The 13292-nt window shown below is 41.3% G+C and carries 5 protein-coding genes; all 5 read left to right on the top strand.

The window, feature by feature from the left end:
* Window positions 1–80 precede the first annotated feature (80 nt).
* The 5 genes from MKY35_RS23865 to MKY35_RS23845 all read left to right on the top strand — a co-directional run bounded on the left by MKY35_RS23865 (window position 81) and on the right by MKY35_RS23845 (window position 13218).
* Complete coding sequence (locus tag MKY35_RS23865) at window positions 81–1211, top strand: MraY family glycosyltransferase (RefSeq protein WP_039271535.1); 1131 nt, start codon at window positions 81–83, stop codon at window positions 1209–1211.
* Window positions 1212–1401: 190 nt separating this feature from the next.
* Window positions 1402–5418, top strand: coding sequence for an S-layer homology domain-containing protein (locus MKY35_RS23860; protein WP_342444988.1), 4017 nt, complete (start codon window positions 1402–1404; stop codon window positions 5416–5418).
* Window positions 5419–5769: 351 nt separating this feature from the next.
* Complete coding sequence (locus MKY35_RS23855) at window positions 5770–8907, top strand: efflux RND transporter permease subunit (RefSeq protein WP_342444987.1); 3138 nt, start codon at window positions 5770–5772, stop codon at window positions 8905–8907.
* Window positions 8908–8926: 19 nt separating this feature from the next.
* Window positions 8927–10273, top strand: coding sequence for an efflux RND transporter periplasmic adaptor subunit (locus tag MKY35_RS23850; protein ID WP_342444986.1), 1347 nt, complete (start codon window positions 8927–8929; stop codon window positions 10271–10273).
* A gap of 542 nt (window positions 10274–10815) precedes the next feature.
* Window positions 10816–13218 carry a copper amine oxidase N-terminal domain-containing protein gene (locus MKY35_RS23845; RefSeq protein WP_342444985.1) on the top strand — a complete coding sequence of 801 codons (2403 nt, stop codon included), beginning with the start codon at window positions 10816–10818 and terminating at the stop codon, window positions 13216–13218.
* Window positions 13219–13292 lie beyond the last annotated feature (74 nt).

Genomic DNA, 13292 nt, shown 5'->3' with positions numbered 1-13292 from the left:
ATTTATTTTTGATCAGAGTATAATTCAATGCGGTTACATCTGAAAAGGGATTGCTTTAAAATTGGGGGTCGAATGATCAAATGTTATTGATCTATATTATTGGGTTCATCATGGCACTGGGACTTGCGCTGTTACTGACTCCGCTCGTCAAGAAATTCGCTGTGAAGGTTGGAGCCGTCGATGTACCGAATGCCCGAAAAGTACATACCCGAATTATGCCGCGTCTTGGCGGATTGGGGATTTTCTTGGCATTTCTGTTGTCCTTATTGGCGGTGTTACCTTTTGTGCCTGACGGAATGCTGTCCTCTCGGGATATTAACTTTATCGCAGCCTTTCTGATTGGCGGTACGCTGATTACACTGATTGGTGCTCTCGATGATCGTTTCGATCTCAATGCAAAATTGAAATTTTTGGCTCAAATTGCCGTTGCGTGTATGGTCGTGTTTGCTTTTGATATTCGTGTAGATTTTGTAAATGTACCTTTTCAGGATGCATACTCATCTTTGGAAAGCTGGATTTCCATTCCACTTACGATTTTTTGGATCGTAGGTGTAACGAATGCCATCAATTTGATTGACGGTCTGGATGGACTGGCTGCAGGTGTCTCAGGCATTGCGATTGGAACTATCTTTGTGATGTCGATGTTGATGGGCAATTACATGGTAGCTATGCTTTGTCTTGTGCTGCTGGGCAGTATTATCGGATTCTTATTTTTTAACTTTCATCCTGCAAAAATATTTATGGGTGATACAGGGTCATTATTTTTAGGTTTCTGTCTGGCCATGCTATCCATGCTTGGTTTCAAGCAAATTGCTATCGTATCTTTTATTACGCCATTGATTATTATCGGTGTACCATTGTCAGATACATTCTTTGCTATCATTCGTCGCAAGTTGCAGAAAAAACCGATTTTCTCTCCGGATAAAGGTCATTTGCATCACTGCTTACGCGAACTAGGTTTCAGTCACAGACAGACGGTGTTGATTATCTACGGTATTGCTGCATTTTTCGGTGTATTGGCCGTGATTCAATCGTCTGCTGCGCTTAATGAAGCGAACTGGGTCACCTTTGTCGTGATTTGTATTATGATGTTCTTCCTACAGATCGGTGCAGAGGTTATTGGTCTTGTTGGCAAAACCAAACGTCCAGTTATTAACACACTGATTCGGTTGTTGGCTAAGCCAGATTCCCAAACGCGTTCGAAATTATAATTTTAATTTAAAAGTAAGCCTTCAAGCTTGGCGGAATACCGCGGGTTTGAAGGCTTTTTTGATGTTTGCTGTAAAAAAACTCCCTCCTTTTTTGAGAATTTACTAATTTTTTGTATGTTTACTACCGATAAAAAAAGTATTGAATGATTACGTACCCCAAGGTGCGACAGAATCAAAGGAGGACAATGATTTGAAACGATTGCTATCCATGTTGCTGACGGTTGGTCTCATCATTGGCTTGGTGCCGGCGGCCCTGGTAGGTACGGCTCATGCTGCGACAGGAACTTATTTCATTTTTCCAAATGAGAAGTATGATGCGGATTCGGCCAGATCGGTGAACACCGACCGTATTACAGTTAACGGTACGATTAACGGAGTGAACGGAAGCACGATATCATATAGTGTATTCCAGCTCTCTAAAAATGGAACGACCCTTAATGTGGTGAATAAAAATGAGAGTCAAAAAGGCGGAATTACGGTCAGTGGCTCTACACTTCAAATTACAGACATCAAACTGTTTCCTGGTTTGAACCGAATTACATTCCAAAGTAGCCAAAACTCGGCTGAGATGAAGGATTCTATTTACGTAGAGTACCAGGATGGACCCAAGGTTTATGATCTGTCTGCTACGCTGAATGGTGAAACAGAGCAATTAGTAGAGAACCAGACAGCTGTGTTAACAGACGCTCGCAATAGCGGTACGGATGATGTTAAAGTAGTCATTCAAGGTACGGCGCCTAATGCCGACAGTGTAACGCTTACGTCTGCAAAAAGCAGTAATACGTATAATGTATCCTCTTACACTGGCTATAAACTAACAGGTAGTGTTGTACTCAGTCCAGGTAAAAATATAGTGAATATTAAAGTGAATAACGGAACTCAGGCTCTTACAGTTACACGTGAAATTACGATTTATACGGGAAAACCGGAATTCTCTGATTTGACCTTGAACAAGGATGGGAATGTTTCTGCCGATCTGACCACTTCACCAGACTTTACCGTATCGTCTACAAGTGGTGTGGTTTTAAAAGGTAATGTTTTGGTGCCAGGCGGTCCAACCGATCCAGGAGTAGCCACAATTAATGCGCGTTTTACCGATGTGAGTAACAATGGTAGCGCTGTGGGTAGTGCGACTGGAGTTGATGCCACAATTGATACTGCAAATGTGGTTACATCAAATGGTTATAAAGTATATCCATTTCAGGTGACTGTACCTTCAGAAGCTGTTATTGATCATTTGACCAGGGCATCCCTGGGGATAACCTATACGGATAGCAGTACACCTCCAGCTCCATCAGCTGTTCAATTTACATTGCGCAGCAGTACTCAGCCGTATATTGATGATGTAAACTATCTTCCTGATTTTAATAATCAATTGTTGAGCAGAATTAAGGGAAGCGGGTCTGATCAAGCAGCTGCCATAGATGAAGCTCTGAAATTAACAGGTAGCTCTATGAAGAACAAGACTACAGATGCTGCATCTGTACCTGTAGGTATGGAGTTTATCGTTGTTAATGGTGCACCTACTTCGATTAGTGAGCTTTCCGGAGTAACGGTTCATACTGTAGGGTCGCAAGATGTAATTCGTACAATCAATGGTAAGTCAACACAAGTGAAGAAAATCGTTGCTTATGTAGACACTTTGCCTAAAGAAGGACAAAACGTACTGAATTTTTACCTGAATGGCGACTCGACCAAATTAATTAAAGCAACGGTGAATCTGTTGCAGGGTCCGTTCATGAAATACGATACGATTTATGATGGGCAACAAATTCCGTTAAATACATCCAGCTCAAACTTGAATACCTATAAATTGACTCAACTGGGCTACTTTAAAGGTAAATTGCTTGATGTGAGCAACGCAGCGGATATTCATTACACTGGAAGTAACCGAAATGTATTCCTGTATGTTAATAATGTATTGGTTGATCTGGATGGTTCAGGAGCGGACTTCAAGCTTGCTGCTTCCTCAGAGACAGCCGCAGCCAATGCCTTGGCGAACGGGAATAATGAAATCAAGTTTGTGTACAAGCCAGGTATTGAGTACAGCAATACGGTAAAAGTAAACTTTACACAGACGAATATTCCAGTAATTCCTGTTCCAAATACACAAGGAATCATCCCTTTTACACCAGTTAGCGGCTTGAGCAATACACCGAAGTATAGCGAAATTGCTCCGAAATCAAAAGATGCTAATTTCACCAAAGTGGATGATACTAACTACAATACATCTCTGAAAAATATCAATGTATTTGGTACTTTCAGTATTGCCGATTTGGGTAAAGCAGATCAGGTAAATGGTTCGTTAAGTGATATTGCCAATAAAGATCAATATATTTTGGAGATTAAGGGATCGGATGACAGTGAATTCAACTGGACGTTGAGTAACGAGTTTTTCTCAGCAGAAGATGCTAAGACAACATACAATTCCGGTTCTACTACAGATAAATTTACTAATAAAGATTTAAAAGACCTGCTTGTGTACTACCATCCGGACAAAAAGTATTTCAGCTTTGTGTTGAAAAACCAAACTATTTCGCAAGATGGAACACCAGTAGCTTATAACATTACCTTGTACAATAGCGGCAAGAGCGGACCATTTGCTACTTTCCGACTGCAAGTATCAGGTCAATCTACATCTTTTGATATTTTGCGTCCGCTCCCTGAAAAGAGAATCGTGAATCAAAACTTTGTGCAAGTTGTTGTGAACGCAGGTAACGCAGATAGTGTTATGGTAGGTAAGGAAAAAGCGGTTCAAGAAGGATTTGATTCTGACTATGATGGTACCGTTGATTACCCATCAACTTACAAAGCCATCGTAACAGGTCTAAAAGCCAACAAAGATAATAAAATTGACGTAGTGGTTACAGTAGGCAAGGAAAAACTAAAACAAACCATTACTGTTAAATATGTGCCTACAAATATTCCTGGCGAGCAGTACATGGAAGCGATGAAAACATCGCACAAAGTGTTCGATGGTAATCTTACACTTGCTTTTGCGAAGGGAACGAGTCTAATTCGCCGGGATTACGATCAACCACAGCAATTCAAAAACCAGGTTTTCTCTGGGCATACTTTGTACTTTGCGATAGCAAATAGCGAAGATGGTGTGGTAGACCGTCATGAATTTGAAACTGAAAAAGCATTGTCCGATATGCGGAGCTTGATTGCAGACGGAAGTAGATACTTCAACCGGGATTTCCCAAGTCGTTTTACCAAGTCCAGTCCAGTATTCTGGATTGACCCAGGTACCGCAGATGATATCAAAACGGATGCTTACGATCCAGTGACATATGGTGCTGATCCTTATCAATTGGCTAACAAGTCGCAAAATGACAGCAGCAAGATCAAAAACTTCTACTGGCGTGACCCATCTAACGAGTTAGTACCTTCCAAGCGTGCTACATTGACGCTGACGTATGATAGCAGTATTGCTCAGGATGCAGGGAAACAAATGTCGGTGTTCTATTTTGATTCTGATCTTAAAGACTGGCAGAACATTGGTGGTGTGGTGGATCCGAAGAAACACACCATTAAAGTACCGTTTGATCGTTTCGGTTACTATGTAGTTGCTAAAGTTGGAGAAACGTATAGTGATGTCATTAAGCACAAATACGCCAGAGATTACATCGAAGCCATTTTGGCTAAAGGTGTCATGAATCCAATGGATCCAATTAATAGCTTTGGACCTGACAGCTACATTAAAAGAGGCGAATTCACGTCGATGATTGTCAAAGGTCTGCAAATTCCGCTTAATTTCAGTGGAGCGAAGCATTTTGACGACGTGTCTATTCCAAATACGATATCAGCAGATGCGCTCTATGATTATCGTTATATTGAAACAGCTGCACGCGCCGGTATCGTCAAAGGTTCGCAACCAAGAATCTTTATGCCGGAAGATGTAATCACACGCCAAGATGCAGCAGTCATTATCGCTAAGGCATTGAATTTGAAGCTTGAAACAGATCATGACAAGATCATGAAGAATCTTTCTAAAACCTTTAAAGATGCGGACAAAATTGATTACTATGCGCAGGCATCTGTGTTGGCTATTGCCAAGAAAGGCTTTATTACGGGTTCACCTGTTGATGCAAGCGATCTGAAAAAAGGATATATGTTTAATCCTACTTCTCTGACCTTGCGTGGAGATGCAGCCATTATTGTAGCTAAAGTTATGGCTGATAAAAAGCTGCTTCCTAAAATCTAATCAACAAAACACCTGAAATTATTAAACATCCCTCCATGCGAAATGGAAATTCCCTTTCATATACATGAGAGGGATGTTTTTTATAAATCAGCTATTTGACTGGAATTAAGGGCCTATGCCATAATATCAATGAGGTAAAAACTTTGGATTAGCCTTACAACGTTTTTTATTTTGGATTTAGCTTAAACGTCTGTAATTAATTGCTTTTTTTTAAGCTTTTATCTCAAAATGTGTTTATTATTTTTTTATATGTTTTTTTGCACATTTATCTGAAACTTTACGCCTATTTCATCGTAGTAGTGGATGTGTGTGCTTAAATATTACATAGAGAAGTGAGTGGGGAGTGATGAGATGTCTCAGTTTTCAATACGCCGTCCTGTAACAGTATTTATGTTAATTATTGCTTTGCTAATCGGGGGCGGTATTTTTGCGTTAAGGCTTCCTGTCGAGCAGATGCCGGATATGAAGTTGCCTATCGCTGTGGTAGCGACCAGTATTCCGAACTCGACACCAACGGAAGTTGAGGAATTGGTGACCAAACCTATTGAAAAGAGTCTGGCTTCTATTGAGAATGTAGATACGATCCAGTCCGAATCTTCAGAAGGATCATCTATGGTCATCATTCAATTTAATTGGGGAGTAGATATAAATCAAGCAACCCTCGACATGCGAGACAAAATTGATGGAGTTCGAGGATCTCTTCCAAAGGCGGCAAATTCGCCGCGCGTACTTAAATTGGATCTCAATGCAACGCCGGTTATTACACTCTCCTTTACAGGGGACCAGGATGTTAACAAGCTGAAGCCTATTGCTAAGGATATTATTCAGCCGCGACTTGAAAGAATTGCGGGAGTAGCTTCAGTCAGCATGTCAGGTGGGCAAGAACGGCTTGTGAAGATTACTGTAGATCAAGCCAAGCTTCAAAGCTATGGTATTACGCTGGATCAAATCAGCCAAGCGCTATCGTCTAATAACGTAGCTGGTTCTGCTGGTTCAGTATACCGAGGCAATACAGAAATCCAACTTCGGGTTCAGGGTGAATATAAAGCTGTTTCAGAAATGGGTGAAACGCCAATTCCAGTAGGGAAGGGGAGCGTTAAGCTAAAGGACATTGCGACAGTTGAAGATTCCTTGGATGATGTTACAACCATTTCTACTTTTAATGGAAAGCCAAGTGTCAATATTTCTGTTACGAAAGCCACAGGGGGGAATACCCTCTCAATCGCCAATTCTGTAAAGGATAGTTTAGATTCGATACGGAAGGAATTGCCTCAGGGAACTCAATTAGAGATGGTAACAGATGCTTCGAAACCGATTAGCGACTCCGTACACTCACTAGTAGAGCATGCTATATTGGGGCTTATTATCGCAGCCATTGTATTACTTTTATTTTTGAACAGTATACGTTCTACCATTATTGCTGCTATCGTTATTCCAATTTCCTTCGTAGCTACGTTTATGATGATGTATTTCACCGGACAAACCATTAATGTTATTTCATTGAGCGGTTTGCTTCTGGGGTTAGGATCGTTTGTCGACTTTGCTGTTGTTATTATTGAGAATATTTTTAGACAACGACATGAAGGGAAAAGCATGCTACAAGGGGCTATTGATGGCTCCAAACAGGTGGGTAATGCCGTTATGGCGTCTGCACTTGCGCAGATTGTAGTATTTTTACCAGTTGTTTTTGTTGACGGAATTGCGGGAGTTCTATTTAAACCGTTGGCGTTAACAGTTATTTTCTCTCACATTGCAGCCTTGGTTGTATCTCTTCTGATTGTGCCAATGCTCGGCTCGCGTTGGTTACCTACTATACCAGATGAATCCATATACTCATCACGTACTTATAAAGGTATTAACCCTATTGTGTGGTTTAATATTGGCTTCGAGAAATTTAAGAGTGGGTATCGCCGTATACTGAAGTGGGGAATTAACCATAGAAAATCTGTGTTAATTATTACTTTATTAATGTTTGTGGCAGCTGGGGCTCTAGTTCCTTTCGTTAAGGCTGAATTTATCCCAGCATCCGATACTGGGGAATTCACAATTAACGTGAAACTTCCTAATGGAACGGTCTTGGAAGAAACGGAAAAGGTTGTTCAAGATATAGAAAAAGAAATTTTGAAAGTTCCTGATCTGGACAAAATGACAGTGACTGTTGGATCTGGTGGCAATTCTGCCTTTTCAGGTGCAACTCCAACTAATTCGGCGGATCTAAGCGTAACGCTGAAGGATGGACATCAGCCAACAGATGGTGTAGTTGAGGTCCTTCGTAAGAAATTTGATAGTATTCCGGATGCAGAGATTACACTGACGTCTACAACAGGCCTTTCAAGTGGTGCGGCTGTTAACATTAATCTAAAAGGTGACGATATTGACGTCCTGAGAGAACTCTCGGACAATCTCGTTGCGGACGTGAAAAAAATACCGGGTACGGTCAATGTGAAAAGTAGCTTGAGTGCCGTTCGCGAAGAATATGAGATTACCGTTAATCGGGAGCTTGCGAGTCGATATGGCTTATCAGCAACTCAAATCTTATCTGCAGTGAATACTTCTTTTAATGGATCAGTCGCCACAAGCTATCGTACAGGTGAAGATCAGATTGATGTGAAGATATCATTGCCAGAGCAAAATCGCCACGATTTGTCAAATCTACAAGCCTTGCGGATTACCACTCCACAAGGTATTGATGTACCTTTGTCTTCCGTAGTAAGTATTGATAAACGGACTGTACCCGATACTGTTACTCGTGAAGACCAAACGCGTCAAGTGCAGATTACAGCTGATATTGATGGAACAGGGGACATTCTAACCGTCAAACAGAAAATAGATGCTCTTTTGAAGAGTACTCACTTCCCAGAAGGCTACAGTGCAGATACGGGTGGCGGGCAAACTGAACAAATGATGGAGTCTTTTATAAACTTAGGGATAGCTATTCTGCTATCTATAGTTCTGATTTATATGGTTATGGCAGGACAGTTTGAATCTCTGCTCACACCGTTTGTTATTATGTTTTCCGTTCCACCTACGGTAATTGGTGTGCTTATCGGTTTAGCTGTAACCGGGGCGAGTCTCAGCGTTTCAGCTTTGACGGGTTACATCATGCTCGTCGGTTTGGTCGTCAACAATGCCATAGTTATGATTGACTTTATAATTCAGCTCCGAAAAGACGGCCAAGATCGGGATGAAGCTATTATTCATGGAGCGTCTGAGCGGTTGCGTCCGATTTTGATGACCACGCTGGCTACTGTACTAGCTTTGATCCCAATGGCATTCGCTACAGGAGAGGGTAACGAAACACAAGCACCGATGGCAGTTGTTGTTGTATTCGGGTTATCCTTCGCAGCTGTTATTACATTGATTCTTATTCCGGTAGTCTACGTCATCATGGATAATATGATACAAAAACGTAAGAATCGGAAATTAAAAAGACAAGCGAAGAGAGAATTAAAAAAAGAAGCGAAACTACAAAAAAGTGTTCATATATAAGGTGAGGTGGAGAAACATAATGAATAAAAAAAGTGCTCTGATTGCTACAACTTTGCTTTTATCAGTTGCATTAGCGGGTTGCGGTGGGGGAGAGGCCCCTGCCGCACCGACTACGGCGCAGCAAGCCATTCCAGTTCAAGTAGCAAAAGTGGCTAAAGGTAGTATTAACGATTCAACAGGTATTATTGGAAGCTTTGCTCCCAAAGAGACAGCTCAGGTGTCTCCGAAAATTAGTGGTAAAATTCAAAGTATTAACCTTACAGTGGGCCAAAAAGTAAATAAAGGCGACACATTGTTTACTATAGACCAAAAGGACTTGCAGGACTCGATTAAGCAATCCCAGGAGTCTTACCAAGTTGCCCTGGCCAATTTAAAACAAGCAGAGTCAGGTGCAGCGCAATCGGTACAGCAGGCAGAATCCAGCGTGGATCAAGCCAAAAGTGCGCTTGTCCAGCAAGACAACACCATCACCCAAGCTCAGACCAGTCTGGTCGATGCTCAGAGTTCCGTGCGTGATGCTCAAAATACGCTCAACCGCAACCAACAGTTGTTTAGTGCGGGCGCTCTATCTCAATCTGAGTTAGAGCAGTCTCAAATAGCGCATAGAAGGGCTTTAACTGCAGTGGAGAATGCACAGATCACACTTCACAATGCACAAACGTCCAAGCAAAGTGCACAAACAACATATAGCAATGCTCAAAAATCATTACGTCTTGCCCAACAGAAAACGGGCATTGACGTAGCTCGTGCTTCTGTCAATCAAGCTAAGTCCAGTTTAGACACAGCGCGTAGCCAACTGGTGGATACTGTGGTCAAAGCTCCTATTTCCGGTACGATATCGGTAGTAACAGGAACCCAGGGGCAAATGGTTAGTGCACAATCCGCGGTTGCTACAATAGCGAATACCAATCCTATTATTGCTAAAGTTAACGTTTCTGAATCTGAGCTTCTTAAGATGCAGGTGGGTTCATCTGTGACTGTAGGCGTGGACTCGTTAAATAAGCGAATTGAGGCCAAAGTATCGGCTGTCAATCCGGTAATGGATAATGATCTGAAGGCGTACCCTGTCGAGATATCAGTTCCTAATGGTTCTGGCGAATTAAAATCAGGGATGGTTGTAACTGTATACATGAAATCAGAAGCTCCTAAAAACATTTTGGTATCGCAGGATGCCATTACGGAGCAGGCAGGGAAAAAGTATGCTTATGTAGTGGAAGGAACAGTGGCTAAGCGGGTAGAGGTGCAGACAGGCCAGGAAAGTGCCAAACAGGTTGAGGTAACCAAGGGGCTTGCTGAAGGACAAAATGTGGTCGTTAAGGGCGTTAGTCTGCTTACGGATGGCGCGAAGATTAATGTAGTGAAGTAATTTGTCACGGCTATATTTACGGTAAATCACTGTTACTCCGTCATTCCTACTACTTAAAGTGTATTAGAGTATTAGATTTCAAGGGAATCTATAGACTTTATGTACTTTAGATATTCTATGGATAATTCTTAACGAATATACTCCATTAAAGACCGACTTAAATGTACGAAAATAACCCTTGTACATTTAAGGTTGATAAGGTAAAAGTTGTAGGATGACGGAGGAACAGGTTCAATAGTATAATTATGACTGTGGGAAGCGGAATACATAATCAAAAAAAATAAAATTTTTTTTTGAAACAGACGCAACTTTTTGAACCCATGCTACGTCTAATTGGGTGAGTATGAAACAAAGGGGTACAAAAGCGTAAAGACAAAATTCGCTAAAAAAAATCTTTACTGCATTGTTATCACATTGTATAATACTGGAGTACGTCATAAATGGACGCTTTCTTTCAACTAGATTCCAAGCTTCTGTGATATTGTCACAGATATCATTTTATAAGGGTTCTCATAAAGCTCGGAAAGGAGGTGTAACGACTGATGAGTGACAAGATCCGACAAAAAGACAAAAATAATATTTCTGGTTATATTCAAGGAGGAGAAAAAAAGGTTATGACAAAGTTTAATAAAAAAATGATCAACGTGCTGGCAACAGCAACATTGGTTGCTGGTGTAGCAGCTCCAATCGCAGCATTGACTGCACCAACTGCTATCCATGCATCTTCTAGCTTCACAACTATTAACACTCCTACTATTAGTGGTAGCGCTGAGAATTTTGTTAATCTTGATGGCAGAGTGAAAATTACAGTGAGCAAAGCTTCTGTAAAAGATGGTTCTTCTTTTACTGTTACTTTGCCTAAAGGTTTCTACTTTAACAGTAGTAATGTTGCTAAAATTGCTGATGTTATAGGTACAAAAAAAGGTGATACTCAAATTGGTTCTGTAAGTGATGCTACCTATGGTTTGGGTGTATACGCTGACTTTGATGGAAATAAGGACACTGGTATTACAGTTGCTCCAATCATCAACAATTATGACACTGATGGTAAACCAGTTAACGTAAACTCCGCTAAAATTAGTTTTACTGGTGACACTAACATCAGTGATGATATTACTCTCTTCTTGAACTTCAGTAGAATTAATGTAGCTGGTCCAAGTAACGGTCCAGTTAAAGCAGCTATTGATGCTGCTTCCAATAGTGGTTTGACTAGTGGTGAAATTACAATCGCAAACGTTGTTTCTTCCGGTCAAGTTTCTCTTGCTGCAAACGATACAGTTTCCAGTGAAGATAACTTCACTGCAACATTGAAAATTAAAGAGGAAACTGCAGGTTCTTTGACAGGTAGTAACTATATCAAGTTGAAATTGCCAAGTGGTTTTAAATGGGATGCTGCTGGTACAGCAGCAATTCTTTTTGGTGATATAAAAGCTGCTGACATTGATGCTAACCCAATTGATGATACTCTTACTGTAAGATTGAAAGATACTGTGAAAAGCTCCAAACAAAATTCTTTCCAATTGCCAGTTAAATTCCATGTAGATGATGAAACAAATGCTAAACAAGGCGATGTTACTGTTAGCGTTTCTGGTAATGCAACAACTGATGTTAGCTCTCTTGTTGTTGGTAACTATGGCGAAATCGGTGGTGGTGTTACTGTAGCTACCCCAACAACTATTCTTGCTGGACATGACGAACAAAAAGTTGGCGACATCGTAATTAAAGAAACTGTTGCTAAATCCTTTGTAAAAGGACGTACTGTAACTTTGCGTCTGCCTGAAGGTGCTCGTTGGCAGGAAACTTTCAAGAGTAACAACCCAGGAAACAGCTTCGCTGGTTCTATGGAAAATACTAACGGATTGGGTGGAGCAGAGGTATCTTACACTGACTCTGACAAACGTACTTTGAAACTGACTTTCAACAACCCTAACAGCACAACTGACGCTGGTACTTTGAAACTGAGAAACGTTGAAGTTGCTACGCAACCTGGTTTCTCCGGTGATCTGAACGTTGAAGTTGCTGGTAGCCAAGGTCTGAGCGGTAATGTTAAGGTTGCAACTGTGAAACAAGCAGTTACTCTGGCTGCTGCTTCCAAACCAACCCTGACAATCGGTCTGGGTGACCAACAAGTTGGCGATATCACAATCACTGAAGCTGCTAAAGAAGCTTTCGTTAAGAAAGATGGTAGCCGTGAAGTAATCTTGGAATTGCCAACAGGCGTACGTTTTGCTTCTACTCCAGAAGTAAAAGTTACAGCTGGTGACGTTAAAGTGAAGAGCGTATCTACTGATACTTACGGCGAAAGCAACAAAGGCCGTCTGAGCTTCTACATCGACAGCGAATCTGCTACTCCAAGTACAATCACAATCTCTGCTCCTAAGCTGACTGTTGACCGTACTGTAGCTCAAGGCGACATCGTTGCTAAGCTGAAAGGTAGCGCAGTTTCTTACACTGCATACAAAGGCGCAACTGACAACACTCAAAACTGGAAAGACAACAACACTGCAGCTGCTGAAGTAGCAATCGCAACTGTTGGAACTCCAGCTCCAGGTGCTACTAAAACTAAAGCTGTCTTCACACTGGGAAGCACTTCCTACACTGTGAACGGCGAATCTAAAACAGCTGATGTAGCTGCTTATGCTCAAAACGGACGCACTTACTTGCCAGTACGTTATGCAGCTGAAGCTTTGGGTGTATCCCCACAAAACATCCTGTTTGACAAAGCAACTTCCACAGTTACCCTGATTAAAGGTGACCGCGTTGCTCAAATCAAACTGAACACTAACCTGTTGACTGTTAACGGTTCTGTGATTCGTATGGACGTTAAAGCTGTAACTAACAAAAACCGTACTGTACTGCCTATCTTCTGGGTGAGCAGAGCGCTGGATGCATCCATCAACTATGATGCAACTGCTAAAACAGTAACTGTTGAAAACAACAACTAATTTAAGAGCAACTCTTTTGAGTTAACTGAATTAGATGAGAAGAGGGTTCCTTTCGGAGCCCTTTTCTTTTATTA

The sequence above is a fragment of the Paenibacillus sp. FSL L8-0638 genome (assembly GCF_038593075.1).
Lineage (GTDB): Bacteria > Bacillota > Bacilli > Paenibacillales > Paenibacillaceae > Paenibacillus > Paenibacillus polymyxa_D.
The sequence above is the reverse complement of the archived record's forward strand: the minus strand, read 5'-3'. Positions and strand labels throughout refer to the sequence as shown.

Coding starts and splice junctions, on each gene's coding strand:
- MKY35_RS23865 (WP_039271535.1), top strand. CDS start 81: ATGTTATTGATCTATATTATTGGGTTCATCATGGCACTGGGACTTGCG.
- MKY35_RS23855 (WP_342444987.1), top strand. CDS start 5,770: ATGTCTCAGTTTTCAATACGCCGTCCTGTAACAGTATTTATGTTAATT.
- MKY35_RS23850 (WP_342444986.1), top strand. CDS start 8,927: ATGAATAAAAAAAGTGCTCTGATTGCTACAACTTTGCTTTTATCAGTT.
- MKY35_RS23845 (WP_342444985.1), top strand. CDS start 10,816: ATGAGTGACAAGATCCGACAAAAAGACAAAAATAATATTTCTGGTTAT.